The 25491-nt window shown below is 76.0% G+C and carries 23 protein-coding genes; 9 read left to right on the top strand and 14 right to left on the bottom strand.

The annotated features are described in order from the left end of the window. The first annotated feature begins 4 nt into the window (after positions 1–4). Genes O7598_RS21300 through O7598_RS21285 form a run of 4 tightly spaced genes read left to right on the top strand, consistent with a single transcriptional unit; the run spans position 5 to position 7678 of the window. Positions 5–3190, top strand: coding sequence for an ABC transporter permease (locus tag O7598_RS21300; protein ID WP_269693078.1), 3186 nt, complete (start codon positions 5–7; stop codon positions 3188–3190). Between the two features lie 56 nt (positions 3191–3246). Then, entirely contained in the window at positions 3247–5979 is a 2733-nt protein-coding gene (locus O7598_RS21295) for an FtsX-like permease family protein (protein ID WP_269693077.1), read from the top strand. Beyond that, positions 5979–6965, top strand: a complete 987-nt coding sequence (locus O7598_RS21290) for an ABC transporter ATP-binding protein (protein ID WP_269693076.1) — start codon at positions 5979–5981, stop codon at positions 6963–6965. The genes O7598_RS21295 and O7598_RS21290 overlap by 1 nt, the downstream gene beginning before the upstream one ends. Beyond that, the gene (locus O7598_RS21285; RefSeq protein ID WP_269693075.1) at positions 6965–7678 is read left to right on the top strand and encodes an ABC transporter ATP-binding protein; all 714 of its coding nucleotides are present in this window, start codon (positions 6965–6967) and stop codon (positions 7676–7678) included. Before O7598_RS21290 ends, O7598_RS21285 begins: the two co-directional genes overlap by 1 nt. Before the next feature lies 1 nt (position 7679). Here O7598_RS21285 and O7598_RS21280 read toward each other — a convergent pair whose 3' ends face one another. Continuing rightward, positions 7680–8216 carry a hypothetical protein gene (locus O7598_RS21280; protein WP_269693074.1) on the bottom strand — a complete coding sequence of 179 codons (537 nt, stop codon included), beginning with the start codon at positions 8214–8216 and terminating at the stop codon, positions 7680–7682. Between the two features lie 61 nt (positions 8217–8277). Then, positions 8278–8730: a GNAT family N-acetyltransferase gene (locus O7598_RS21275; RefSeq protein WP_269693073.1), complete on the bottom strand. Its 453-nt coding sequence runs from the start codon at positions 8728–8730 to the stop codon at positions 8278–8280. A 70-nt stretch (positions 8731–8800) separates the two neighbouring features. Here O7598_RS21275 and O7598_RS21270 point away from each other — a divergent pair, with 70 nt between their 5' ends. Beyond that, positions 8801–9283, top strand: a complete 483-nt coding sequence (locus tag O7598_RS21270) for a potassium channel family protein (RefSeq protein ID WP_269693072.1) — start codon at positions 8801–8803, stop codon at positions 9281–9283. On the opposite strand, the gene O7598_RS21265 is transcribed toward O7598_RS21270, so the two are convergent. Further along, positions 9243–10442, bottom strand: a complete 1200-nt coding sequence (locus O7598_RS21265) for a PucR family transcriptional regulator (RefSeq protein WP_269693071.1) — start codon at positions 10440–10442, stop codon at positions 9243–9245. The genes O7598_RS21270 and O7598_RS21265 overlap by 41 nt on opposite strands. A 172-nt stretch (positions 10443–10614) precedes the next feature. Between O7598_RS21265 and O7598_RS21260 the strand changes: the two genes are divergently transcribed. Then, complete coding sequence (locus O7598_RS21260) at positions 10615–11889, top strand: YncE family protein (protein WP_269693070.1); 1275 nt, start codon at positions 10615–10617, stop codon at positions 11887–11889. Positions 11890–11904: 15 nt separating this feature from the next. Here O7598_RS21260 and O7598_RS21255 read toward each other — a convergent pair whose 3' ends face one another. Continuing rightward, positions 11905–13509, bottom strand: coding sequence for an alpha/beta hydrolase (locus O7598_RS21255; RefSeq protein WP_442929878.1), 1605 nt, complete (start codon positions 13507–13509; stop codon positions 11905–11907). 19 nt (positions 13510–13528) lie between these two features. Next, positions 13529–14641, bottom strand: coding sequence for an ATP-dependent DNA ligase (locus tag O7598_RS21250; RefSeq protein ID WP_269693068.1), 1113 nt, complete (start codon positions 14639–14641; stop codon positions 13529–13531). Between the two features lie 135 nt (positions 14642–14776). Here O7598_RS21250 and O7598_RS21245 point away from each other — a divergent pair, with 135 nt between their 5' ends. Continuing rightward, positions 14777–14989, top strand: a complete 213-nt coding sequence (locus O7598_RS21245) for a hypothetical protein (protein WP_091070645.1) — start codon at positions 14777–14779, stop codon at positions 14987–14989. A gap of 54 nt (positions 14990–15043) precedes the next feature. After that, positions 15044–15466, top strand: coding sequence for an SRPBCC family protein (locus O7598_RS21240; RefSeq protein WP_269693067.1), 423 nt, complete (start codon positions 15044–15046; stop codon positions 15464–15466). On the opposite strand, the gene O7598_RS21235 is transcribed toward O7598_RS21240, so the two are convergent. Next, a complete protein-coding gene (locus O7598_RS21235) occupies positions 15441–15929 on the bottom strand; it encodes a GNAT family N-acetyltransferase (protein ID WP_269693066.1) in 489 nt (162 codons plus the stop codon). The genes O7598_RS21240 and O7598_RS21235 overlap by 26 nt on opposite strands. Positions 15930–15974: 45 nt before the next feature. On the opposite strand from O7598_RS21235, the gene O7598_RS21230 reads away from it, so the two are divergent. Continuing rightward, positions 15975–16502 carry a DUF1990 family protein gene (locus tag O7598_RS21230; RefSeq protein ID WP_269693065.1) on the top strand — a complete coding sequence of 176 codons (528 nt, stop codon included), beginning with the start codon at positions 15975–15977 and terminating at the stop codon, positions 16500–16502. 4 nt (positions 16503–16506) lie between these two features. Here O7598_RS21230 and O7598_RS21225 read toward each other — a convergent pair whose 3' ends face one another. The 8 genes from O7598_RS21225 to O7598_RS21190 form a co-directional block, all read right to left on the bottom strand. Then, on the bottom strand, positions 16507–17421 hold the full coding sequence (locus tag O7598_RS21225) for a DNA-3-methyladenine glycosylase family protein (RefSeq protein WP_269693064.1): 915 nt from the start codon (positions 17419–17421) through the stop codon (positions 16507–16509). A 177-nt stretch (positions 17422–17598) separates the two neighbouring features. Further along, positions 17599–18255 (bottom strand): COG4315 family predicted lipoprotein, encoded by a 657-nt coding sequence (locus O7598_RS21220; protein WP_332367381.1) that lies wholly within the window; start codon positions 18253–18255, stop codon positions 17599–17601. 201 nt (positions 18256–18456) lie between these two features. Continuing rightward, a complete protein-coding gene (locus O7598_RS21215; RefSeq protein WP_269693062.1) occupies positions 18457–19242 on the bottom strand; it encodes an anti-sigma factor family protein in 786 nt (261 codons plus the stop codon). Beyond that, complete coding sequence (locus O7598_RS21210; protein WP_091070661.1) at positions 19239–19940, bottom strand: sigma-70 family RNA polymerase sigma factor; 702 nt, start codon at positions 19938–19940, stop codon at positions 19239–19241. The genes O7598_RS21215 and O7598_RS21210 overlap by 4 nt, the downstream gene beginning before the upstream one ends. Positions 19941–20022: 82 nt before the next feature. Next, on the bottom strand, positions 20023–20880 hold the full coding sequence (locus tag O7598_RS21205) for a spermidine synthase (RefSeq protein ID WP_269693061.1): 858 nt from the start codon (positions 20878–20880) through the stop codon (positions 20023–20025). After that, positions 20880–21860: a hypothetical protein gene (locus O7598_RS21200; protein WP_269693060.1), complete on the bottom strand. Its 981-nt coding sequence runs from the start codon at positions 21858–21860 to the stop codon at positions 20880–20882. Before O7598_RS21200 ends, O7598_RS21205 begins: the two co-directional genes overlap by 1 nt. Further along, positions 21857–24331, bottom strand: coding sequence for an AAA family ATPase (locus O7598_RS21195; protein WP_269693059.1), 2475 nt, complete (start codon positions 24329–24331; stop codon positions 21857–21859). Before O7598_RS21195 ends, O7598_RS21200 begins: the two co-directional genes overlap by 4 nt. Next, positions 24331–25479, bottom strand: a complete 1149-nt coding sequence (locus tag O7598_RS21190) for an exonuclease SbcCD subunit D (RefSeq protein ID WP_269693058.1) — start codon at positions 25477–25479, stop codon at positions 24331–24333. The genes O7598_RS21195 and O7598_RS21190 overlap by 1 nt, the downstream gene beginning before the upstream one ends. Positions 25480–25491: the final 12 nt, after the last annotated feature.

Here is a 25491-nt window from a genome sequence, read left to right as displayed (position 1 = left end):
TCGGATGAAGCTGGTGTGGAGGAGGGCGGTCGAGGCCCGTGGGCTGCTGCTCGCCGCCGCGGTCGCGGCGCTCGTCGCGGTCGGGCTGGTCACCGGGCTCTCCGACTACAACCGGCGGGCGGTCGAGGCGGGCGCCCGGGCGGTGCTCGACGCCGCCCCGGCGGAGGAGCGCAGCCTGCTGGTCAGCGGCTCCGGCGGCGCCGACGCGAAGGCGTTCGCCGAGCGGGACCGGGCGGTCCGGGCGCAGTTTGCCGGCGGCCTGGGCAGCGCACCGGTGGCCGTGACCGCCGCCCGTTACGGCACCGGGCGGGAGCTGACCGGCGACGTGGGCGCCGCCCGCACCAGCGACGACCCGATGTTCGCCAGCCTGGGCACCCTGGACGACCTGCCGGCGCGCGCCGAGCTGACCGCCGGGACGTGGCCGACCGCCGGCGCCGCCCCGTTGCAGGTGACCGTCCCGGAGAAGGTCGCCGCGCGGCTCGGCCTGGAGGTCGGGGAGCGGGTGCCGCTCTTCGACCGGGCCGCGGAACGTGGCAGCGAGGTGACGATCGCCGGCACGTGGCGACCCCGGGACGCCTCCGACGCGTACTGGCGGCTCGCCCCGGGCGTCGGCGACGGCCAGGGTGACGCGGCCAGCACGTCGTACGGGCCGTTCGTGCTGGACCCGGCGGACTTCGCGCGTACCTTCCCGGGGTCGGTCTCGGCGGCCTGGGTGGTCGCGCCGGACCTGGTCGGCGTGGAGCCGGCCCGGCTCTCGGCCGTCACCGCCGCGCTGGCCGACGTCACCGACCGGCTGCCCGGGGCCACCGGCCTGGACTCCTCCGCGCAGCAGGTCAGCCACCTGGACCGGCTGGTCGACCGGCTCGGCCGCGCCGACCTGGTGGGCCGCTCCGCCCTGCTCACGCCGCTGCTGCTGATCGTGGTGCTCGGCGGGTACGCGCTGGTGCTGGTCGCCGCGCTGCTCAACGAGGACCGGCGGGCGCAGACCGCGCTGCTGCGGGCCCGGGGCGCCGCCCGCGGCCAACTCGCCGGGCTCGCCGTACGCGAGGCGACGCTCGTGGTGGCGCCGGCCGTGCTGCTGGCCCCGGCGCTGACCGGGCAGGCGGTGCGGCACCTCGGCGCGGACCTCGGGCTGACCGACGGCAGTGTCGCCCGGGTCTGGCTGGTCGCGATCGGCGCGGCGGTCGGCTGTCTGCTCGCCATGGTGCTGCCGGCCCTGCGCCGGGCCGGCACCTACGTCGCGGACATGGCGGCCCGCTCCCGTCCCACCCGGGGCGCGGCGGTGCAACGCGCCAGCGTCGACCTGGCCCTGGTGGTGCTGGCCGTGCTCGCCTGGACCCAGCTGCGGCAATACTCGTCACCGCTGGCCGGCGCGAACGGCAGCCTCGGCATCGACCCGCTGCTCGCCGCCGCGCCCACCATCGGCGTGCTGGCCGGTGCCGTGGTCGCGTTGCGGCTGCTGCCGCCGACCACCCGGCTCGCGGAACGCTTCGTCGACCGGCGGCCGTGGAACGCCACCATGTTCGGCATGTGGCAGGCCGGGCGCCGCCCGCACGCCGGCCCGGTGCTGCTGCTCGCGCTCGCCGTCGGCGGCAGCACGCTGGCCTGGTCGCTGGTGGCCTCCTGGGAGCAGTCGCAGCGCGACCAGGCGTGGCACACGGTCGGCACCGACCTGCGGCTGACCGAGCGCGACGGCACCGCCCCCGACGACCGGGCCGGCGTGCTGGCCGCCGCTCCCGGGCTGGACCGGGTGCTGCCGGCCTGGCGCGACGAGCTGCGCCTGGGCCGGGAGTCGCGGCCGGCCACCGCGGTCGCGCTGGACGCCGCCGCCGCGCGCGGAATGATCAGGCTCGACGACGCCGACGGCGGGACGTCCACCGCCGGCCTGCTCGACCGGCTGGTCGGCGCGCGGGGCGCGCCCGCCGGTGGCGTCCTGCCGGCCGGGGCACGGACGCTCGCCGGCACCGTGCGCACCCCGGTCGACACCGAGTACACGCCGCCGAAGGTGACCGTGAGCGCGCTCTTCACCACCGATGCCGGTGCCGCCTGGCGGCTGCGGCTGGCCGAGGCCGGCGGGGACGGCCGCCCGGTGCGCTTCTCCGTCGCGCTGCCCGACAGCGGCGGGGCGCCGCTGCGGCTGGCCGGCTTCGAGGCCGACGGCGGCGACGTCATCGGTTCCGCCTACCGGCTGGTCCTGGACGGGCTGCGACTCACCGACGCCGGCGGGGCCGCGCTGCCGCTGCCGATCGACGGCGCCTGGCGGGTGATCGACCCGGCGGAGGGCCCGCGCGGCGCCGCGCAGGTCACCCCGACCGCCGTGGACGTGGTGCGGACGTTCGAGGTGCAGGAGGGCCTGCTCCAGTTCGCGGTCACGCCGCCGTCCCGGTTCGCCGTGGTGCCGCGCGGCGATGCCCCGCCGGTGCCGGTGCTGATCACACCGGGGGTGGCGGCGGCGCTGAGCGTGGGTACCGGCGACACCTTCAAGCTGGCCCTGGCCGAGGTGACGTTGGAGGTGAAGGTGGTCGGCCGGGTCGCCGCGGTGCCCGGCACCGAGGGCGACGGCGTGCTCGTCGACCTGCCCGCCGCCACGAACCAGGTGCTCCAGCAGCGCGGCGGCGTCCGGTCGGTGGCCGAGTGGTGGCTAAGGACCGGGCCCGGCGGGCAGGCCGCCGCCGCGCAGGCGTTGTCCACAATGGACGGCACCGTGCTGCACGACCGGCAGCGGGTCGCCGAGGAGGCCGCCCGGGACCCGTACTGGCGGGGGGCCCGCACCGGGCTGCTCGCCGCCGCGCTCGGCTCCGTGCTGCTCGCCCTGGTCGGTCTGGCGGTGGACGTCTGGGCCACCACCCGACGCCGGCTCACCGAGTTCGCCGTGTTCCACACGCTCGGCGCGGGTCCTCGGCTGCTGGGCCGCGCGTACCTCGCCGAGCAGACGTTCCTGGCCGTCATCGGGGTCGGCGTCGGGCTGCTCGTCGGCGCCCTGGTCGCGGCGACCATGGTGCCGCTGGTGATCCTCACCCCGGCCGCCGGCCGGCCGGTGCCCGAGGCGGTCTTCGTCGTGCCGTGGTCACCGGTCGGGCTGACCGCCGCCGGGCTGCTGCTCGCCGCGCTCGCCTTCGCCGCCGTCATCACCACCGGGATCCGTCAGCGGGTCGCCGCCGTGCAGCTCCGGATCGGGGGAGCCCTGTGAGCGCGAGGAGTGCAGCGAAGCGGAGCCCCGCAGTCGCGAACGAAAGGCCAGCAATAATGAGGCTGCCAGGTGCCGCGGGCCGGGTCCGGGCGTACGGGGGGCAGTTCCTGCTGCTCGCCGTCCTGACCGTGGTGACCGCCCTGCTGATCACCGGGGTGCCGCGGGTCGCCGACCGGCTCACCGGTCAGGGGCTGCGCGAGTACGTCGCGAACCAGCCGCCGGCCCTGCGTGACCTCGGGTACACCCAGGCGCCGACCACGTTCCCGTCGACCGTGCAGCCGGTCGTCGCCGCCCAGGCGGACCAGCTCGACACGATCGAGGGCCGGATGCCCGACGCGGTGCGGGAGGCGATCGGGCCGCGCTGGTACGCCGCCGACACGATGCCCGGCCGGCTGCGCGGGCCCACTCTCTCCAGCGACAAGGGGCTGATCGACCTGGTCCTGCGCACCGGGGACGGCCTGCGTCCGGCGGCCACCCTGACCGGCGGGCGGTGGCCGGACAGCGGCGTCACCGCCGCCGGCGCGGTCGAAGTGGCGCTCGCCGACACCGTCGCGACCAGCCTCGGCGTCGCCCCCGGCGACCGGTTCAGCCTGTCGGTGCTGGACCCGACCGACCCGACCGGCCGGCCGCTGAAGTCCCGCCCGGTCGAGCTGGTCGGGGTGTGGCGGCCGAACGACGAGCGCGACGGGGTCTGGGACGGGCTGCCGTCGATGCTGCGGCTCACCCCTCCGGAGGGCGACGGCAAGCCGTACGTGGCGGTCGCCTACGCCGCCGACGCGGGCGTGGACGCCGCCGCCGCGACCGGCTGGCCGGTGAGCTTCAGCTGGCGGTACCGGATCGCTCCGGAGCGGCTCGACCCGCGCCGGCTGGACGCGCTGATCGCGGGCCTCGACGGGCTGGAGCGGGTCCGCCCCGCCTCGGTCCGGCTGACCCAGGGCGTCGACATCGCGTTGCGTCGCTTCGCCGACGCGCTCGCCGCCGCCCGTACGCTGCTCGCGGTCATCGCCGCCGGGCTGCTCGCCACGCTGGCCGGGCTGTCCCTGCTGGCCGCCCGGCTGGCCGCGCGCCGCCGGCGGGCGGAGTTCCACCTGATCCGGGCGCGCGGCGGCTCGACGGCCGGCCTGCTGCGTCGTGGCCTGGCCGAGTCGGCGCTGGTGCTGCCGGCCGCGGCCGGGATCGGCTGGTTGCTCGGCGGCCTGCTGCCCGGCAGCGGGACGTCGGCGCGGTGGGTGCTGCTGGCCGCGCTGCTGGTCACCGTGCTCCCGCCGCTGGCGGCGCTCGCCGTCGGCCGGGGCGTCGCCGGCCGGTCCGACCTCGGTGGCCGGTCGCCGGCCGTCCGGCTCACCGTCGAGGTGGTGGTGCTCGGGGTGGCGCTGCTCGGGGCGTTCCTGTTGCGCCGGCGCGGCCTCACCGCCGGCTCGGTGGACCCGCTGCTGGTGTCGGTGCCGGTGCTGCTGGCGGTGGCCGCGGCCTTGCTGGCGCTGCGCGCGTACCCGTGGCCTTTGCGGCTGCTCAGCCGCGTCACGGCCCGGGCGCGCGGCAGCGTCGCGTTCCTCGGCACCGCCCGCGCCGGCCGGGCCGCCAGCACCGGGCCGCTGGTCGTGGTGGTGCTGGCCGTCGCCACGGCCGCGTTCTGCGGGGTGGTGGCGACCGGCATCGAGACCGGCCGGGACACCGCCGCGGCCCGCGCGGTGCCCGGCGACATCCTGGTCACCGGCGAGCGCTTCGCCCCGGACACCGCCGACCGGCTGGCCGCGCTCCCCGGGGTCCGCGCGGTGGCCCCGCTGCTGACCGTGCCGGCGGAGCGACCCACGGCCGACCGGGCCGGCCGGCCGAGCCCGATCCGGGAGCTGCGGGTGCTGCTGGTCGACGCCGCAGGCTTCGCCGAGGTGGCCCGCCGCGCCGGCGTACCGGCGAGTGTGCCCGACCCGCTGCTGGCCGGCGGCGACGGCAGCACCCCACTGCCGGCGCTGGTGTCCCCGACGGTCGCCGACGAGCTGGCCGAGGCCGGGCTCGCCGACCCACAGGGGCGCCGCCCGGCCTGGCTGGACGTGCAGGGCAACCGGCTGCCGGTGCGGGCCGCCGCCACCGTCGACGGCTTCGCGCTCGTCGACCGTTCCGTCAGCCGGTTCGTGGTGCTGCCCTGGCCGGCACTGCCGGCCGACGCGCTGCACCCGCTCGCCCCCACCGGTTTCGTCCTGGCCGGCCCCGGGGTGGACCCGGCCGAGGTGGACCGGGTGGCGGTCGAGGGGCAGCGCCGCTACCTGCGGATCGGCACGATCGACACGTCGGACAAGGCGCGCGCGCCGGAGGTGACCAGCCGGGCCGAGGTCCGGGCCGAGCTGGGCGGCAGCGGCGTGAACGGGCTGCTGGTGTTCGGGTTCGCGCTCGGTGCCGGCGGCGGCGCGGTGCTGGGCCTGCTCGGGCTCGCGTTCGCGGTGCTCGCCGGGGCCCGTTCCCGGGGGCAGGTGCTGTCCCGGCTGCGCACCATGGGGCTGTCCCGCCGGCAGTGGCGCGGCCTGCTGCTGGTCGAGTTGACCCCGCTGGTGCTGGTGTCGGTGCTCACCGGCGCGGTGGTCGGCGCGTTGCTGCCGCTGCTGCTCACCCCGGTGCTCGGCCTGCCCGCGTTCACCGGCGGGGTGACCGTACGTCCCCGGTTCGAACCCGGCCTGGTGGCCGGGGTGTCGGCCCTGGCCCTGCTGGCCCTCGTCTTCGCGATCACCGTGGAGGCCGTGAACAACCGCCGGATGCGCCTCGGTGAGGTGCTGCGGCTCGGAGAGGAGAGCTGATGACCGCGACCACGGAGGCTGCGCCGGACCTGGCCGCCCTGCAACGGCGGGCCGCCGAGCGCGCCGCCGAACGGGCCGGCGGGCGGGACCGGCTGCGCGGGCACATCGTCTGCGACGGCCTGGTGCGCATCTTCAAGACCGAGGGCGTCGAGGTGGTCGCCCTGCAGGGCCTCGACCTGGTGATCGACCGGGGCGAGCTGGTCGCGATCGTGGGCGCCTCCGGCTCCGGCAAGTCGACCCTGCTCAACATCCTGTCCGGGCTGGACACCCCGACCGCCGGCATCGCCCGGGTCGCCGAGTACGACCTGCTCGCCCTGTCCCACAAGAAGCGGCTCGCCTACCGGCGGGAGATGGTCGGGTTCATCTGGCAGCAGACCGGCCGCAACCTGCTGCCGTACCTGACCGCGGTGGAGAACGTCGAGCTGCCGATGAAGCTGGCCGGTCGGCACGGCGGCCGGCGCGACCGGCGGGAGCGGGCCCGCCGCCTGCTCGACCTGGTCGGGGTCGGCTACTGCGCGGACCGGCGGCCGGGCCAGATGAGCGGCGGCGAGCAGCAGCGGTGCGCGGTGGCGGTGGCGGTGGCCAACGACCCGGAGATCCTCTTCGCCGACGAGCCGACCGGTGAGCTGGACGAGGCGACCGGCGCCGAGGTCTTCGCCGCGTTGCGCACCATCAACGCCGAACTGGGCGTGACCATCGTGGTGGTCACCCACGACCACGCCGTGGCCGGTCAGGTCCGCCGGACCGTCGCCATCCGCGACGGCCGGACCGCCTCCGAGGTACGCCGGACCGCGCGGGCCACCGCCGACGGCGGCACCGAGCTGGTCAGCGAGGAGTACGCGGTGCTCGACCGCACCGGCCGGATGCAGTTGCCGGCGCCGTTCGTGGAGGCGCTGTCGCTGCGCGACCGGGTCCGGCTCAACCTGGAACCCGACCACGTCGAGGTGCGCCCCGGCGACCGGGCGCACGCCGAGGAGAGTGAGTGATGACCGAACGGGCCGCGGTGCTGCCGGCGACGACCGTCGAGGACGTGGTGCGGGTCGAGGGGGTGAGCCGCACCTTCGGCCGGGGTGAGCACGCCGTGCACGCCGTGCGGGACGTCTCCTTCACCGCCGGCCGCGGTGAGCTGGTCGCGGTCCGGGGCCGGTCCGGCGCCGGCAAGACCACGCTGCTGAACCTGGTCGGCGGCCTGGACCGGCCGGACGCCGGGACGATCCGGGTGGCCGGGCACGACGTCACCTCCGCCGGGGAGCGGGAGCTGCTGGCGTTGCGCCGGGGCACCGTCGGGTTCGTCTTCCAGACCTTCGGCCTGGTGCCGATCCTGTCCGCCGCGGAGAACGTCGGGGTGCCGTTGCGGCTGGCCAAGGTGCCGGCGGCGGAGCGGGAGCAGCGGGTGGCGGTGCTGCTGGAACTGGTCGGGCTGGGCGCGCACGCCGCGCAACGCCCGTACGAGCTGTCCGGCGGCCAGCAGCAGCGGGTGGCGGTGGCCCGGGCGCTGGCGAACGAGCCGGACCTGCTCATCGCCGACGAGCCGACCGGGCAGCTCGACTCCGAGACCGGGCGCTCGATCATGGACCTGCTGCGTGCCGTGGTGCACGCCCGGGGCATGACCGCACTGGTCGCGACGCACGACCCGGCGCTGATCGAGCTGGCCGACCGGACGCTCGTCCTGCGTGACGGCCAGTTGGTGACCGAGTGACCTACGTGCCCGAGCGGCGGCGGTGGTAGGCCCAGGTGACCGCGAGCAGCAGCGGGCCCCAGAGCAGCAGCGGGGCGTAGGCGGCCACCAGCAGGGCGAAGCCGCCGGCCGGCAGCCCCAGGTCGTTGCCGTCGACGAGCACGCCCCACGACGCGTACCCCCAGATCAGGGTGAGCGCGACGGCGCCGGCGGTGGCGGCGGTGACCGCGAACGCCGGTGGCACCCGCCGGCCGCCGACCAGCGGGAGCCGGCGGGCGAACACCTCGCCCCACGGGCGGACCAGGCCCAGCGAGAGCAGCGCCAACCCCTCCGAGACCAGGCTGAGCGCGACGATGTAGACGCTCTCGCCGAACCCGGGCCGGATCCGGTCGCCGGCCACCACCGCGCCGATCGGCAGGCCGGCGACCAGCGCGATCCGCCACAGCCCGGACGGGAGCACGACCAGCGGGATCAGGTGCGCGGCGCGGACCGCCCACGGTTGCGGCGGGCGGCCGTCGTGCGGGTGGACGACCGGCGGGGACAGCGTGTCGGTGGGCATACCGTCAGCCTGGTCGCCGGCCGGGCCCGCGCCCTCCCCCGCCGGAGGGACCGGTGCCCCTCTACAGGGCCAGCTTCATCCCCTCGTGACTGGCCACGAAGCCCAGGTCGCGGTAGAACCGGTGCGCGTCGGCGCGCCGCTTGTCGGTGGTGAGCTGCACCAGCGCGCAGCCGCGCTCGCGCGCCTGGTCGATCGCCCAGCGCATCATCGCCCGGCCCAGCCCGCGTCCGCGCCGGTCGGAGCGGACCCGCACCGACTCGATCAGCGACCGCTCCGCGCCGTGCCGGCCCAGGCCGGGGATGTAGGTGATCTGGAAGCAGCCGACCAGCTCACCGCCGTCGTCGGCGACGATCATCAGGTTGCGCGGGTCGGCGTCGAGGTCGGCGAACGCCCGCTCGTACGCCTCGTCGACCTCGGGCAGGTCCCGGGTCCGGCCGAGCACGTCGTCGGCGAGCAGCGCGAGCACGGCGGGCAGGTCGGCCCGGACGGCCTCCCGGAAGATCACGTCGGTCACCCGGCCAGACTGGCACAGCGACGCGTGGCGATGGACCCCGCCACTTGCCGCCGCCGGGCAGCATGACGCCATGGAGCTCCTGCTACTGCCGTTCCGCCTGATCTACCGGGGCCTGGTCTGGTTCGCCAACTCGCCCCGGACGCTGATCACCTCGTACCTGCTGATGATCGTGGTGGCCGGCGTGCTCTACAGCCACGCCGAGCACAAGGGCGCGGCGGATTCGGTCTGGTGGGCGGTGGTGACCGCCTCCACGGTCGGGTACGGCGACATCTCCCCGACCACGTTCGCCGGGCGGTTCCTCGCCGCGCTGCTCATCTCCACCATGGTGCTGCTGGTGATCCCGCTGATCACCGCGCACTTCGCCAGCCGCCTGATCGTCGACGACGACGCTTTCGAGCACGCCGAGCAGGAGGAGTTGAAGGCCGACGTCCGGCGGCTGCGGGCGCTGGTGGAGGAGATGGCCGCCCGGCAGGGCATCGTGCTGCCCGAACCGCCCCGCCCCGCGCCCGAGGTCACGCCCGGCGACCGCCGGGTCCGGCGTCGCCGCCGGTGACCCCGCGCGACGGGCGGTCGTCCAGCCAGCTGCGCAGCGCCCACCACCAGTGGATCGCCTCCGGCACCGTGCACCGCGCGCCCTCCTCGACCGGCGGCCCGCCGGTCACCTCCCGGAGCCGGCGCAGCCGGTAGCGCACCGTGTTCGGGTGTACGTGCAGCGCGGTGGCGGTCTGGTCCAGCCGTTGGCCGTGGTCCAGCCAGGCGAGCGCCGTGGCGGCCAGCTCCCGGTGGAACTCGTCGGCCGGGTCGAGCGCGCCGAGCAGGGTGCCCCGCAGCAGCTCGGCCAGGGCCGGCTGGGCGGCCAGCGCGGTCTCCCCGGCCAGGTCGGTCACCCGACGTAACCCGCGCAGCCGCCGGTGCGTGGCGGTGCGCAGGGCCGCCAGGCAGAGCGTGTACATCGCCGGGGCCCGTTCCAACGGTTGCGCCGGCGCCACCAGCGCCAGCAGGTCGGCCGGCGCGGCGCCGGGCAGGCGGGGGAGCAGACCGGCCAGCCGGTCCTCGACGGTGCCGAGCAGGCCGCCGTGCCGGGTGAGCTGCCGGTGCAGGGCGTGCGACCGCACCGGATCGGGGCGGGTGGCGACCAGGCAGTGGTAGCGGCCCTCCGGCCGTAACCCGAACCGGGTCAGCTCCGCCGTCGGCGTGCCGGCCGGCCCGTCGAACAGCAGCCGGCGCAGTAGGCGGGCCCGGGCCGCCGCGCCGCCGCCGGCCAGCTCCCGCTCGGCCGCCCGGTGCCCGTCCACCACCGCCCGCTCCACCGCGGCGGCGTACCGGCCGATGACGAGCAGCCCCTCCAGCAGCACCTCGTCCGCGATGCCGGCGGCCCGGCCGTGCCGGACCACCAGTTCCACCGCCCGGTCCCGGCCGGCCTGCACGCCGCGCAGCAGGGCGGCGACGGTGATGCCCTGCGCCGCCCGGTCGGCGCCCAGCCGGCGGGCCTCGGTGAAGTCCCGCCCGGCGGGATCCTCGTGGCGCTCCAGCGCGCCGAGACCGCTGGTGAGCAGCAGGACGACCTGGCGGCGGACCTCACCGGCGGGCAGGCGGGCCACCTCCGGCGAGGCGGTGCGGGCAGCCCGCACCACCTCGTCCACGGCGACCGCGTCGGCGGCCAGGTCGCGCAGCAGCGCGCCGAACGTGGGGGCGTTCGGAGTCCGGGTCATCGGCGTCCGCCGCCTCCCGTTGTCGTCACGGCACAACCGGGCCGGTCGGGTGTTGGCGTCCGGTCCCTAGTCCGGGTCGCCGGCCGGTTGCTCTCCTGGTTGTTACCGCAAGGTAACACCGATCGAGCCACCGAGGAACGTCGATGTCCCACCCGTCCGTCAGGAGGCGCCCATGACCCCCGTGCCACCCCGCCCGTCCCGTACCCGCCGCCGCGCCGGACTCGCCGCGCTGGCCGCCCTCGCGCTCGTCGTGCCGGCCCCACTGGTGGCGGCGCCCACCCCCGCTCGCGCCGCCGCCGCCCTCCAGGAGGTGATGTTCGTCGGCAACAACTGGGACGGCACCGCCGACGTCATCCGCTCCCGCGGCGACTACGCCAGGCTGGGCCGGATCAACGTGATCCCGGACCGGACCGCGCGGCTGCGCGAGATCTACCTCAACCCCATCAAGCTGGCCTACTTCCTCGGCATCCGGCAGGGCCCGGGGGAGGGCCACGACCAGTTCGTCGACGACATGTACACCACGCCGGACGGCAGCGCCCTGGTGGTGTCCCGGCCCAGCTTCGCCGACGTGGTCTCGATCGACCTGGCCACCGGCGCGGTCCGGTGGCGGTTCCCGGTCTCCGGCTACCGCGCCGACCACATGGCCGTGTCGCCGGACGGCACCCGGGTGGCGGTCTCCGCCTCCACCTCGAACACCGTGCACGTGCTGGACATCCGCACCGGGGCGCAGCTCGGCTCGTTCGGCACCGGCGACAAGCCGCACGAGAACGTCTTCACCGACGGCGGCCGTCGACTGTGGAACATGTCCATCGGCGAGGTCAACACCGACCTGGACGCGCCCTGGCTCGACTGGACCAAGGGGGACCGGAGGATCACCGTCGCCGACACCGCCACGTTCGGCGTGGTCAAGGTGATCGACATGCGGGACCGGCTGGACGCCGCAGGCCGCCGCGACCTCTCCGACGCGGTCCGCCCGGCGGTGTTCACCCCGGACGGCAGCCGGCTCTACTTCCAGGTGTCGTTCTTCAACGGCCTGGTCGAGTACGACGTGGCCGCCGACCGGGTCACCCGGGTCGCCACGCTGCCGAAGAACCCGGCCACCAGCGAGGACCGCACCACCTGGGTCAACGACTCGCGCCACCACGGCCTGTCGGTCAGCCCGGACGGCTCGCGGCTCTGCGTCGCCGGCACCATGGACGACTACGCGACAGTGGTGGACCGGGCCACCCTGCGCGAAGGCCCGCTCGTGGCGGCCAGCAAGCCCTACTGGGCCACGGTCAGCGGCGACGGCCGGGACTGCGTCATCTCCGAATCCGGCGCCGACCAGGTCACCGCGATCAACTTCGCCACCGGCCAGAAGGTGGCGAGCGTCGCGGTCGGCGACCACCCGCAGCGGGTCCGCATCGGGCACCTGGCCGAGGACTGGACGCCGCCGGCCGCCGGCTGACCGGCCGCCGCACCGTCACCGGGCGGGGCAGCGCAGCCCCTCCCGGGGGACGGTGAGCGAGATCAGGTACGCGTCGACGGCCCTGGTCACGCACGCGGTCTGCGGGTACGCGGTGTGCCCCTCGCCCTCCCAGGTGAGCACCCGACCGACACCGAGCATCGAGGCGAGCGCGGCGGTCTGCTCGTAGGGCGTGGCCGGGTCGCCGGTGGTGCCGACCACCAGGATCGGTGGGGCGCCGGCCGCCCGACCGGTCGGGTACGGGTCACGTTCGCCCGGCCACTCCACGCAGCCGAGCATGCCCACCGCCAGCGCCGGACCGAACAGCGGATATTTCTGCCGCCACTGCGACTGCAACGACCGGACCTGCTCCCGGGTCGGCTTCTCGGTCTCGTCGGCGCAGTTGACCGCCATGTTGGCGTCGAACAGGTTCGAGTAGTGCCCGTCGTCCTCGCGGCCGGCGTACGCGTCGGCGAGCTTGAACACGCCCGCCGGGTCGCCGCCCTGCAACTCGTCGATCGCGCGGGCCAGCTCCTGCCACCCCTGCTCGGTGTAGAGCGAGGAGATCACCGCGTAGAAGACCCAGCCGGCGGTGGCCTCCCGGCCGTCCGCGCCGCGCACCGGCGAGACGTTCGCCTTGTCGATCGCGGCGGTGACCGCGCCGCGTGCGTCCGGCGCGATCGGGCAGCGCCCGGCGTTCGCCGCGCACCACCGGGAGAAGTTGTCGAACGCCCGCTCGAAGCCCTTGGCCTGGCTCTCCGAGCCGGCGACCAGCTGCTGCCTCGGGTCGACCGCGCCGTCGAGCACCAGCGCCCGCACCCGCTGCGGATAGAGCTGGGCGTAGGTGGCGCCGAGCAACGTGCCGTAGGAGTAGCCGAGATAGGTCAGCTTCTCGTCGCCGACCGCCGCGCGCACGGCGTCCATGTCCCGGGCGGCCTGCTCGGTGCCGTAGAGCGGGAGCTGGTCGCCGTACTTCCCGCCGCACCGCGCGCCGATGCGCCGGTTGAGGTCGACGAAACCGTCGAAGGACGCCTGGCTCTCCGGGTCGGGGTCGTAGCCGAAGCTGGCGTCCAGGTCGGCGTCGGGGATGCACTTGACCGGGCTGGACCGGGCCACCCCGCGCGGGTCGAAGCCGACGATGTCGAACCGGTCGGTGATCGCCGTCGGCAGGCCGCCGAAGGCCGGGCCGAAGGAGAGGTAGACCGCGGTGTCCACACCGGAGGCGCCGGGACCGCCCGGGTTGACCACGAGCGACCCGATCCGGTCGCGTTGCTTGGTGGAACGGGCCCGGATCAGCGCGATCTCGAACGTCTCGCCGGTGCCCGGGCCGGTGGTCGCGCCGGTGGTCGCCCCGGCGCCCCAGTTGCGCGGCACCGCGATCCGGGCGCACTCGTAGCGCATGTCGGCCGCGCCCCGGCCGACCAGCTCGTCGGGCACCTCCGGGCAGGCCCGCCAGGTGGGCGCGCTGCCCGGCGGCGCCGCCTCGACCTCGTTCTCGGCACGCGGGGCGAACGCCGGGAGCGTGCAGCCGGCGGTGAGCACCACCGCCGCGACGAACGCGGCCAGCGTGGGCCGGACCCGGCGGGGCCGGTCGGAGAAGCCTGTCACGTGGGCGCCTTCCATGATCGGGTCGACCGCCAGGCTACGCCCGGCCGCCGGTGTCGCTCACCGTCGCCGCCGGATTCCCGCGCAGCACCTCGTCGACGTCGAAGCGGATCGGGCGGTCGAGCTGCCCGTAGTCGCACGAGCGGGGGTCGCGGTCGGGGCGCCAGCGCAGGAACCGGGCGGTGTGCCGCAACCGGTCGCCCTCCATCGCGTCGTAGGCCACCTCGACCACCAGCTCGGGGCGCAGCGGCTCCCACTCCAGGTTCTTGCCGCCGGTCCACCGGCTCACCCCGCCCGGGATGCGCTGGCCCCGCTCGTGGTCGCCGTGCACCCACGGGTGGTCGCCGCCGACGTCGCGGTAGGGCTCCAACTCGTCGAGCAGCTCCTTGCGGCGGGCCATGGTGAACGAGGAGCTGACGCCGATGTGGTGCAGGAGCCCGTCGTCGCCGTAGAGGCCGAGCAGCAGCGAGCCGACCACCGGGCCGGACTTGTGCCAGCGGAAGCCGGCCACCACCGCGTCCGCCGTGCGGGCGTGCTTGACCTTGGACATCAGCCGCTTGCCCGGCTCGTAGGGCAGGTCGGCCGGCTTGACGATGAGCCCGTCCAGCCCGGCGCCCTCGAACACCTCGAACCAGCGCCGGGCCGTCTCCGGGTCGGTGGTCACCTGGGTCACGTGCACCGGCGGCCGGACCCCGGCCAGGGCACGCTCCAGCCGCTCCCGGCGCTGCGGGTAGGGCCGGTCGGTGAGCAGCTCGTCGTCGAGGGCGAGCAGGTCGAACGCGACGAAGTCGGCGGGCGTGGTCTCGGCCAGCAGCTTCACCCGCGACGCGGCCGGATGGATGCGCTGCGCCAGCAGCTCGAAGTCGAGACGCGGCTGACCGCCCGGGCCGTCCCGCCGGATCACGATCAGCTCGCCGTCGACCGCGCACCGGGGCGGGAGCTGGCGGCGCGCCTGCTCCACCACCTCGGGGAAGTAGCGGGTCATCGACTTGCCGCCCCGGCTGGCCAGCTCGACCTCGTCGCCGTCGCGGAAGACGATGCAGCGGAAGCCGTCCCACTTCGGCTCGTAGGTCAGGCCGGGGGCGGTGGGCAGCTCGGCCACGCTCTTGGCCAGCATCGGCTCGACCGGCGGGTTGATCGGCAGGTCCACGGCGACCAGTCAACCAGACCCCACCGACACCCGTGAGCCAGATCACCACCGGCGTCGGACGGCGTGTCCCCGCCCGGGCCGCTTCGTCACCCGCGCCCGGATGGTGAAGACGCAGGTCAGAGCTACCGTCGCGAGGTGCCGGAGTGGAGCTGCGGATGCTGCGGGCGCTGGCGGGTCAGCGTGGAGCTGGTCCGCGGGCGGTACCGCTACCGGCTGGCGCACCGCTACCCGCCGGAGCACGGCGGCGGCGCGAACGTCGTCGGCGAGGCCGGCTCCGTGGCCGAGCTGGAGCGCCTCCTCCGCCGGTACGCCCCGGTCGGCCTGGCCGACCTCCACGAGGCCGCCTGACGCGGATCGACGCCCGGCGTATCCTCGGCGGACCGGCTCCGGGGAGGAACCAGCATGCGCTTCGTCGAGACCGTGGAGATCGCCGCCGACGTCGAGCGGGTCTGGGCCGTGCAGACCGACGTGGAGCACTGGCCCGAGTGGACGCCCTCGGTCACCGCCGCCCGCCGACTGGAACCCGGGCCGCTGGTCCTCGGCTCGACCGCCCGGCTGACCCAGCCCCGCCTGCGTCCCGCGGTGTGGCGGGTCACCGAGATCGACCCGCCGCACGCCTTCGTCTGGGAGTCCGCGAGCCCCGGCGTGCGCAGTCGGGGCGAGCACCGGCTGGTCCCGCTGGGCGACGGGCGGACCCGCGCCGAGCTGGTGCTGACCCAGACCGGCCCGCTGGCCGGGCTGGTCGGGCTGTTCGGCGGCGCCACCATGCGCCGCTACCTGCGCCAGGAGGCGGACGGGCTCAGGCGTCGCTGCGAGCCGGGCTGACCTTCTCCAGCACCGCCAGCCGGTTGCCGTTCTCGTCCGCGCGGTGCGCCACCACCCGATAGCCGCGCCGGGCGTACAGGCCCAGGTTGTCGGCGCTCTGCGCGCCGGTGAACAACGCGAACCGCGCCACCCGGCCGGCACACGCCTGCTCCACCGCGGTCAGCAACCGCCCGCCGACACCGGCTCCCTGCTGGTCCGGGGCGACCGAGAGCCGGCCCACGTGGGCGGTGTCGCCGTCCAGGCGGGCCCGCACCGACCCGACCAGGCGGGCGCCACGCCGGGCGGCGAGCACCACGCCCGGACCGGCGAGCGCCGCCCGGACCTCGTCCAGCGTCTCGGTCAGCGGGGGCAGGAACGGATCCCGGTAGCGCTGCGCCTCCACCAGGTACGCGGCGCGTTGCACGGTGAGGATCTCACCGGCGTCCGCGACGGCGGCGGGGGCGATGGTCACGTCGTCGGTCACCGGCTCAGCTCACCACATCCGCCCCGGGCGGTCGTACCCTGGCGGGTGTCCCCACGCGAGGAGGTGGCCGACGTGGCCGAGCTGACGTACCCCGAGGTGGGCGCGACCCGCGACGGCGGCCTGCCGACCGGCTACCACCACCTGCGCCACCGGGTCCGGCTGCCGGACGGCGGCTTCCCGACCGCGGCGGACGCGGTGCTCGGCTGGCGGCTGCACCGCGCCGCCGGGGTGGTGATGCGCGCCGACGCGCCGCGCGCCGCCCCCGGGGTGCGGGTCACGCCGGGCCTCGGCGTCGGGCCGGCGCGGGTCTGGGGGCCTACCGAGGTGGTCTGGGCGGTCGACGAGCCGGACCGGGCCGGCTTCGGCTACGGCACGCTGCCCGGGCACCCGGAGATCGGCGAGGAGGCGTTCCTGGTCACCCGCGGCCCCGACGGGACCTTCTTCGAGGTGACCGCCTTCAGCCGGCCGGCGCACTGGTACGTGCGGGCCGCCGGGCCGGTCACCCGGGGCTTCCAGCTGGCCTACGCCTGGTGGCTGGGGCGCACGTTGCGCCGGCTCTGCGCCGGCCGGTGACCGGTCAGTAGCGGGCGAAGGAGCGGATCGGGGCGCGCGGGCCGTACTTCGGTGCCTGGATGCCGGCCGCCTCCAGCAGCACGCACACCCGCCCCCGGTGGCCGCTGAACGGCTCCAGCAGCGCCAGCATCCGGGCGTCGTCGCCGCGCGGCTCCCCGGCCAGCGCCCAGGCCACCGTGTTCGGCACGTGGTAGTCGCCGACGCTCACCGCGTCCGGGTCCCCGTACGCGATCCGGACCACCTCGGCGGCGGTCCACGGCCCGATGCCGGCGATCGCGGTGAGCCGGCGGGTGGCCTCGGCCGCGTCCGCGCAGCGTTCCAGCCGGCCCGCGACGGCGGCCGCGCGGCGCAGCGTGTCCGCCCGGCGCTGTTCCACCCCGAACGGGTGGAACACCCAGTACGGCGTGGCCGCCACCGCGGCCGGCTCCGGCGGCAGCAGCAGCGGTTGCAGCGGGCCCGGCGCCGGCTCGCGGAAGTGCCGCACGGTCGCCGCGTACGCCCGGTAGGCCTCCTTGCCGGTGACCTTCTGCTCGAAGACGGCCCGCAGCAGTCGGGGGAAGACCTGGCCGGTGGCGGGCATCCGCAGCCCGTGGTGCTGGTGGGCCAGCCGGGCGACGAGGGGGTGCGTGGCGGCCAGCGCGGGGAACCCGGTCAGGTCGTCGCGCAGCCCGGCCACGCCGTCGGCCCGGTCGACCACCCACGCCGCGCCCGGCCCGTACCCCTCGGCGACCAGCTCGCCGGCCTCCGGGCGCAGCGCCAGCGTGGCCGGGCCGTCCGGGGTGCGGGTGGCCCACCAGAAGCTGCCCGCGGCGATCCGCGCGCACGGGTCGTACGGGCTGAAGGTCAACGCCCGCACCGAGGCGGCGAGTCGGTAGCCGGCCGGGGGGCGCAGCGTCCGGCGGGCGGCGGGCGAGGTCACCCCGCCACTCTGCCACGCGGGGCCGCCGTGACGGCGGACACCGCCGCACGCTGCGAAGCGTGCGGCGGTGTCCGTGCCGGGAGGCGGGGCGATGCCGGTACGCCCCGCCTCCCGGGTCCACGACGGTGACCGGCCGCGCCCTCCCCGGCGGCGGCCGGTCACCGTGTTCCGGTGCGGTCAGTACGAGTAGTCCGAGCCGCCACCCGAGCTGCCCGAGTCACCCGACGCCGGCGGTGCGACCGCCTTCGGGGTGCCCTTCGGCAGGCAGGTCAGGTTCTTCTTGCCGTTCGGGTCGACGACGAACCAGGTCCCGCCGACGCCCTGGCCCTTCCACTGGCCCGGCTTCTTGTCGCCGATGTAGCGGTAGACCGGCCAGTCGCCGATGGTGATCTGACGGGTGCCGTCCTGGCGGGTGACGGTGCCGACCTTGTCGTCGGAGACGCCCTGCAACTGCGGGTTGCCGTCGGTCAGCGCCGGCGGCCAGACCTCGGCGCACTTGTCCACGCAGTTGGACTGCGCCGGGTTCGACGAGTCCTTGTCGAACCGGTACAGCACCCAGCCGTCCTGGTCGGTGACGACCTTGCCCATCCGGGGCAGCTTCTTGCCGACCAGTTCGTCGGTGAGTTTCACGTCCGACGGGGGCGCCTTGTCGGCGGCCGGTTCCTCCGGAGCGGCCGACGCCTCCGGTTCGGCGGCCGCGGTGGGCTCGGCCGCGGCGACGGCGACCGGCTCCGCCGCGCCCGAGTTCGCCCCGTTGTAGCCCGCGGGGGCGCAGGCCGTAAGTGCGACCATCGCGCTCGCGACGATGACGGTCGTCCGCATGTGGTGTGCCACGTGCCCTCCTCGTTCTTGGCAGTTCGCCGAGTAGTACGGGCGGCGATGCTGTCAAGGTTGAATCGAGAAGGGTGGTCCATTTCACAGTGGACCGGTTGAACCGTTCCGCCCCGGCGCGCGTGCGGCACCACGGGGGGAGAGTCCGCAGACGACGCGACGGCGCCGGGCGGCCAGGCCGCCCGGCGCCGTCGGCGCGGTGGATCAGAGGTCGGCGACGGTCACCAGCGGGCTGGCCACCCCGTTGACGTCCACCGACTGCACCTGGACCTTCTGGATGTCGCCGAGCGGCGCCGAGGTGGACGCGCTCAGCTGCAACGACAGCTGGTTCTGGTTGGTGCCGTAGCCGCTGCCCGGCACCGACCACGTGCCGACCACCTCGCTGGTGGCGTTCTTGCGCACCACCAGCAGCCGGCAGGTGCGCGGCCCCGGCAGCCGGCTGAGCAGCAGGTTGATCTGCGTGCCGTACTCCTTCTTCGCCAGCCACATGGTGGTCTTCACGCCGGTGCCCGGATCGGTGGCGTTGTGCTCGTCGCCCTCGATCTCCTTCTCGCCGCCGACGTTCGGCCGGTTCGGGTCGACCGGGGTGGTGCCGCTCGGCGCCGCGGTGGGCACGCTCGGCGTCGGCCCGGCCTGCGGCACCGACGGCTGGTCGTCGCCGAGGAACCCGGCCGCGACGCCGCTCAGGCCGCCGAACACCACCACGGCCGCCGCGGTCGCCAGCAACTGCCGCACCCGGGTACGCCGCCGGTCCCGCCGCACCGCCACCAGCGTCCGGTCCAGCAGCGCCGGATCCGTGTGGGTCTGCTCCAACGCGGCCATCGACTCGCCGTCGATGCCGGCGAGCATCCCCACCACCGGCACCATCGTCTCCAGCTCCGCGGCACACGCCCAGCAGGTGGCCAGGTGCTCCTCGAACCGCTCGGCGTCCTGTGCGTCCAGCACGCCGAGCGCATACGCGGCGACGTCCATGTGGTCGGCCCGGCTCATTCCGTCACCCCCCTCTCCTGCAGAGCGGTGCGCAGCGCGCGCAGCGCGTAGTAGACCCGAGACTTGGCGGTGCCGAGCGGGAGACCCAGCTCCTCCGCCGCCTCGGGCACGGTCCGACCCCGGAAGTACGTCGCCACCAGGATCTCCCGGTGCGACTGGCTCAGCGTACGCAGCGCGTCCGCCACGGTCATGGTGCGCAGCACCCGGTCGGTGCTGTCCGACTCGGCGAACGCGGTCAGGTCCCGGTCGTACGTCTCCGCCGGGCGGGCCTGCTCGCTGCGGTGCTCGTCGATGGCGATCCGCCGGGCCACCGTGACCAGCCACGGTCGCAGCGAGCCCTGGCCCGGCCCGCCGAGGCGGTGCGCGTTGCGCCAGGCCCGCAGCAGCGTCTCCTGCACGATGTCCTCGGCGCGCTGCCGGTCCCCACCGGTCAGCCGCATCACGAACATCAGCAGCGGGCCGGCGTGTTCGGCGTAGAGCAGGCGGATCAGCTGGTCCGAGTGGCTGGCCTCGGCGGAGGTCGCCTGATGGCGTCCGGGTGCGGGTCGCGGGGGCGGCACCGGGTCATTCTGGCGATCGGCGGGACGCGCGTCGACCCCCCGGGTCGAGCGCGACGCGCGCGAGTGCGGCTGTGCCCGGGCGAACATCCACTCGGGCCTCGCCACCTCGCCGTGCCAGCCGGCCGCCACCGCATGCATGCAGACCTCCGCTGTCCAATGACATCAGCCGGCCCCCCACGGGCATGGCCGCCCGGGGATACGCACCGACCGGACGATCGGATCAACGTTTGACGGAAAAAATTCCTGGTGGCGGTGGCGTGGAGTCGACGGCGTCCGCGTCGTGCACCACCGGGACCCCGCCGGCGAACCGGTCCAGCTCGGCGCCGGCCACCACCCGACCGGGGAACCAGTCGCCGGCCGCGCGCCGGGCCAGCTCCGGCACCGGCGGCTCCACCCGGGACGCCACCAGCACCAGATTGCCGTACCGCCGGCCGCGTAGCACCGCCGCGTCGCCCACCAGGCAGGCCCGGGGCAGCACGGTACGCACGGTGGCGACCTGCCCCCGGGCGTGCCGCAGCGGCGGCCCGTCGGCCACGTTCGCCAGGTAACAGCCGTCGGACGTCAGCACCCGGGCCACCTCGGCGACGAACTCCACCGAGGTCAGGTGGGCCGGGGTACGGGCGCCGGCGAAGACGTCCGCCACGATCAGGTCGTACCCGCCGTCGCGGCTGGACGACAGCGTGGCGCGGGCGTCGGCCACCCGCACCCGCAACCGGGGGTCGGACGGCCAGGGCAGTTCCCGCCGGACCAGTTCCACCAGCGCGCCGTCCACCTCGGACACCCGCTGCGTCGAGCCGGGCCGGGTGGCCTGGACGTAGCGGGGCAGGGTGAGCGCCCCACCGCCCAGGTGCAGCACCCGCAGCGGCGCGCCGGCGGGCGCCACCAGGTCGATCGCGGCGGCCAGCCGGCGGACGTACTCGAACTCCAGATGCGTCGGGTCGGCCAGGTCCACGTGCGACTGCGGCGCGCCGTCCAGCAGCAGCGTCCACGAGCCGGGCCGGTCCCGGTCCGGCACCAGCTCGGCCCGGCCGGTGTCCACGTCCGCCACCAACCGGTCGGCGTCGCGCCGCCGGCCCATCAGCGCCGGATCCCGCGCGCCGCCGATGCGAGCACCCGCTGCAGCAGCCGCGCGTCGCCGAGCATCCCGCGCAGCCGGCGCTCCAGCCCGGCGATCGGCACCAGGTTCTGCGGGGCCCGCGGGTCCTTGTACGGCGTGGACGCGAACCGGGGCAGCGTGACCAGCGACAGGTCGGCCAGCGCGATCGCCTCCGGCACGGCCAGCTCGGCCGAGCACTCCACCCGCACGATGCCCGCCCACGGCGCGCCGGCGGCCACCGGCAGGCGCAGATACCACGACCAACCGCCCCACGCCGTGCCCAGCCGGAAAACCGGGCAGCGCTGACCCGGCGCCAGCCCGGTCACCACCGAGGTGAGCCGGCCGTCCAGATACTGGCTGTGCTGGGTCTTGATGTAGCCGAGCGTGCGCGGCAGGTTCCGCCGGCTGCGCAGCGGACCGTCCACCACCAGCAGGTCGCCGTCGGCGCGCACCGCATCGGAGACGGCCACCTCCAGCGCGGTGAGCGGGCCCTGCACCGCGGCCGGCAACTTGCTCAGCTCGCCGGTGCCGCCGACCCGGTGCACCGGGTAGCGGATCGCGCCGGCCACCACGTCCTGCGCCGACGGGCTGGCGGTGAACAGACCCCGGCCCACCCGGGCCCCGGCCAGCTCGGCGGCGCCCCGGTCCAGGTCGCAGCGGACCACCCCGGCCGCGTACGAGGCGGCGATGCCGGGGAACGAGCCGCCGTCCTCCTCGGCCGTCCAGACGCTGGCGTCGATCCGGCGTACGCCGTCGACCAGCAGCACCAGGTCCGGCGCCCGCACCCCGGGCCGGACGTCGATCGCCCGCCAGTCGGTGACCGGCAGCTCGACGTCGGCCTCCACCTGGGCGCTGCTCGGCGCCGCCGGCCCGGCCCCGCCCGCGGCCTCGAACGACGCCCCGTAGGCCGGATCCCACGAGTCGACGAAGAACCGGGCGCCGGCCCGGGACGGCCCGGTCAAAGGCCGGTCCGCTCGATGCGGGCCGTGCGGGCGTCCTTACGGACCTCGAAGCGGACCGGGATCCGCTCGGCCAGCGCCGGCACGTGGGTGACCACGCCGACCATCCGGTCGCCCCGGGCGGCCAGGTTCTCCAGCGTCGCCGCGACCGTGTCCAGCGTCGCCGCGTCGAGCGTGCCGAAGCCCTCGTCCAGCACGATCGACTCCAGGCTCGCCGCGCTGGTCGACATGCCGGCCAGCTGTTCCGACAGCGCCAGCGCCAGGGCCAGCGACGCCTGGAACGTCTCCCCGCCGGACAGCGTCCGCACCCCGCGCCGCAGCCCCGCGTCGTGGTGGTCGACCACGAAGAACTCACCCTTGTCGTGGACCAGGTCGTACTGCCCGCCGGACAGCTCCCGCAGGATCCGCGACGCGCCGTCGACGAGCAGGTCCAGCGCCTCGGTCAGCAGCCAGCGCTCGAAGTTGTTGGCCCGCAGGTGCCCGGCGAGCGCGCGGGCCACCCGGGCCTCGCGCTCGTGGCCGACCCGCTGCTCGCGCAGCCCGGCCGCCTGCTCCCGGCGCTCGGTGAGCCGGCGCAGCTCCGCCTCGGCCCGCTCGACCGCCACCGCGACGTCGCGCAGCGGGTCGGCCGGCGCGTCCAGCCCGGCGGCGGTGAACGACGCGGCGATCCGGTCGGCCACCCCGGCCGCCGCCCGCTGGGCCGCGTCGACCGAGTCGGCCAGCCCGCCCCGGTCGGCCCGTCGCCGGTCGGCCTGCTCGCCCGCCCAGCCGGCCAGCGCCGCCCAGGCCGCGGCCACGTCGTCGCGGTCGGCCGCCGGCGGACCGAAGCGGGCCAACCCGTCGCGGACCGCGTCGAACTCGCGCCAGGCGCGGCGCAGCCGGTCCTGCGCGCCGTCGAGCGTGCCGCGGGCCCGCCGGGCGGCCTCCCGGCCGGCCCGGACCGCCCCGGCCGCCTCGTCCAGCGCCGCCCGGAGCCGGGCGTGCTCGGCCAGCGACAGGCGCAGCGCGTCCGCGGCCGGGGCGTCGGCGAGCTGCGCGTCCAACTCGGCCAGCCGCGCGGCCAGCCCGTCGTGCTCGGCCCGCACCCGCAGCAGCACCCGGTCCAGGTCGCGGGCGGCGGCGTCGCGCTCGGTCACCACCCGCTTGGCGGCCTCGCTCGCCGTGCGCGCCGCCTTGCCGGCCGCGATCGCCCGGCTCACCGCCGAGCCCTTCGGCATCGCCGGCACTGCGGCGACCACCTGCTCGCACACCGGGCAGGGCGCGCCGTCGACCAGGTGCGCCCGCAGCGCCACCGCCTGATCGGCCGCCTTGGCCTCCTCGTGCGCCCGGAACGCCGCCTCCAGCTCGACCTCGGCCCGCTCGGCGGCGGCCCGCGCGGTCGCCAGCGCCGCGACCGCCGCGTCGTGTTCCGCGCCCGCCGCGTCGACCGCCGCGCGGACCGTGGCCGCCTCGCCGGTCAACCGCTCCCGGTCGGCGTACGCCCGCAGCTGCACCCGTAGCGCGCTCTCGTCGCCGGCGGCGGCCAGCTCACCACGGAGCTTCTCCTCCCGCTCCTCGGCCAGCCCCACCGCAGCGGTCGCCTCGTCGGCGGCCACCCGGGCGGCGGTCACCGCGCGGGCCAGCTCCGCCGTCCCGTCCGGCGACCGGACCCCGGCCAGCACCCCCAGCTCGGCGTCGAGGGCGGCCAGCGCCGCGGCCCGCTCGCCCGCCGTGGCCCGGGCGCGCTCCAGCTCCGGTACGGCCGCCGCGACCGCGCCGGCCAGCTCCCGCACCGCGTCGACCCGGCGCTGGGCGTCGGTCAGGCTCGCGTCGTCGACGTCGGCGAGGCCGCCGAGCACCTTGTCGACCGTCTCCAGCTTCGCCTCGGCCTGCCCGGCACGCTCCACCGCCTTCTTCTGCACTCCCTCGTAGACGCCCAGCCCGAGCAGGTTGACCAGGATCTGCTGGCGGGTCGCCGGCTTGGCGTGCAGGAAGTCGGCGAACTGCCCCTGCGGCAGCACCACGCAGGAGGTGAACTGCTCGTAGGGCAGCCCGACCGCGTCGAGCACCGCCTGTTCCATCTCGGCCGGCGTGCCGGCCACCACGTCGCCCAGGTCGTCCGGGCTGAGCCCGGTGTCGAGCTTGGTGACGTCGAACCCCTGCGGCATGAGCTGGAGCCCGGCGTTGGCCGTCTTGACCGTGCCCCGGCCGTCGCGGCGGACCACCCGGGTGGCGACGTAGCGGTCACCGGCGGATTCGAAGACCAGCCGGACCCGGGCCTCGGTGGCCGACGGCGCCAGCGCGTTGGCCAGGCCCCGCGCGCCGCCCCAGCGCGGCACGGTGCCGTAGAGCGCGAAGCAGATCGCGTCGAGCACCGTCGACTTGCCCGAACCGGTCGGCCCGACCAGCGCGAAGAAGTCGGCGTCGGTGAAGTCGACGGTGGTCTCCTCGCGGAAGACGGTGAAGCCGGCCATGTCCAGCCGCATCGGCCGCATCAGTGCTCCACCTCCTCGAGCAGCTCGTCGAAGAGCTCCTTGACGCCGTCGTCGGCGTGCCCACGGCTGCCCAGGTAGTCGGCGAACAACTCGCGTGGGGAACGACCGGCCCGCTGGGCGGTGCGGGTGCCGCTGCCCGGCGCCGGCATCAGCTCCGGGTCGATCCGGATCTCCAGCGCCCGGGGGAGCAGTTCCTGGACCTCTTCGCGCAGCCCGGCCCGGGGCTGCTCCCGGACGAAGACCCGCAGCCACCCGTCGGGCGGCTCGACCTCGGCGAGCTGGGCCAGGGTGCCCCGCACCGTGCGCAACGGGACCGCGCCGGGCACCGGCACCTCCCGGACCCGCGCGGCGGTGGTCGCGGTGACCTCCACGATCGTCACCGAGCCGACGTTCTCCTGCTCGCCGAAGTCGACAGCCAGCGGGCTGCCGCTGTAGCGGATCGGGCAGGGGCCGATCACCCGCTGGGAACGGTGCAGGTGGCCCAGCGCCACGTAGTGCGCGTTGCCCGGGAAGACGGTGGCCGGCACCGCGTAGCCGAGCACCGTGTGCGCCTCCCGCTCACCGCCGCCGGTGCTCGCCCCGACCACGGTGAGGTGGGCGGTGACCAGGTGCACCCGGTCCGGCTCGGTGAACCCCTCGGACAGCTTGTCGAGCACCCGGCCGAGGTGGTCGGCGTAGGTCTGGTTGGCCTCGGCCGGGGTCAGCGCGTACATCTCCACCGCGCGGACGGCGTAGCGCTGGGACAGGAAGGGCAGCGCGGCCACCTGCCAGCGCTCGCCGTCGCGGGTCACCCCGTCGATCACGTGCTCGGCCGGGCTCTCCCGCACGCTGCCGCGCAGCGTGATGCCGGCCGCGTCGGCCCACGGGCGCAGCGCGTCCAGCGCCGCGCCGTTGTCGTGGTTGCCGCCGATCGCCACCACGTCGGCGCCGGTGCGGCGCAGCGCGGTCAGCGCGCGGGTGACCAGCCGGGTGGCCTCCGGGGTGGGCGCGGCGGTGTCGTAGAGGTCACCGGCGACGAGCACCAGGTCGGGCCGCTCCTCGCGGGCGATGTCGATCACCTGGGCGAGGACCTGCGTGTGCTCCTCGGCCCGGGACTGCCCCTTGAGGACCTTGCCGACGTGCCAGTCGGAGGTGTGCAGGATCTTCATGGTGGGTGCCGC

Origin of the sequence: Micromonospora sp. WMMC241 (assembly GCF_027460165.1) — a bacterium.
Classification (GTDB): Bacteria; Actinomycetota; Actinomycetes; order Mycobacteriales; family Micromonosporaceae; genus Micromonospora; species Micromonospora humi.
This window is presented reverse-complemented; position numbering and strand designations above follow the sequence as displayed.

Coding starts and splice junctions, on each gene's coding strand:
- O7598_RS21300 (WP_269693078.1), top strand. CDS start 5: ATGAAGCTGGTGTGGAGGAGGGCGGTCGAGGCCCGTGGGCTGCTGCTC.
- O7598_RS21295 (WP_269693077.1), top strand. CDS start 3,247: ATGAGGCTGCCAGGTGCCGCGGGCCGGGTCCGGGCGTACGGGGGGCAG.
- O7598_RS21290 (WP_269693076.1), top strand. CDS start 5,979: ATGACCGCGACCACGGAGGCTGCGCCGGACCTGGCCGCCCTGCAACGG.
- O7598_RS21285 (WP_269693075.1), top strand. CDS start 6,965: ATGACCGAACGGGCCGCGGTGCTGCCGGCGACGACCGTCGAGGACGTG.
- O7598_RS21280 (WP_269693074.1), bottom strand. CDS start 8,216: ATGCCCACCGACACGCTGTCCCCGCCGGTCGTCCACCCGCACGACGGC.
- O7598_RS21270 (WP_269693072.1), top strand. CDS start 8,801: ATGGAGCTCCTGCTACTGCCGTTCCGCCTGATCTACCGGGGCCTGGTC.
- O7598_RS21265 (WP_269693071.1), bottom strand. CDS start 10,442: ATGACCCGGACTCCGAACGCCCCCACGTTCGGCGCGCTGCTGCGCGAC.
- O7598_RS21260 (WP_269693070.1), top strand. CDS start 10,615: ATGACCCCCGTGCCACCCCGCCCGTCCCGTACCCGCCGCCGCGCCGGA.
- O7598_RS21255 (WP_442929878.1), bottom strand. CDS start 13,509: ATGGAAGGCGCCCACGTGACAGGCTTCTCCGACCGGCCCCGCCGGGTC.
- O7598_RS21240 (WP_269693067.1), top strand. CDS start 15,044: ATGCGCTTCGTCGAGACCGTGGAGATCGCCGCCGACGTCGAGCGGGTC.
- O7598_RS21215 (WP_269693062.1), bottom strand. CDS start 19,242: ATGAGCCGGGCCGACCACATGGACGTCGCCGCGTATGCGCTCGGCGTG.
- O7598_RS21210 (WP_091070661.1), bottom strand. CDS start 19,940: ATGCATGCGGTGGCGGCCGGCTGGCACGGCGAGGTGGCGAGGCCCGAG.
- O7598_RS21205 (WP_269693061.1), bottom strand. CDS start 20,880: ATGGGCCGGCGGCGCGACGCCGACCGGTTGGTGGCGGACGTGGACACC.
- O7598_RS21195 (WP_269693059.1), bottom strand. CDS start 24,331: ATGCGGCCGATGCGGCTGGACATGGCCGGCTTCACCGTCTTCCGCGAG.
- O7598_RS21190 (WP_269693058.1), bottom strand. CDS start 25,479: ATGAAGATCCTGCACACCTCCGACTGGCACGTCGGCAAGGTCCTCAAG.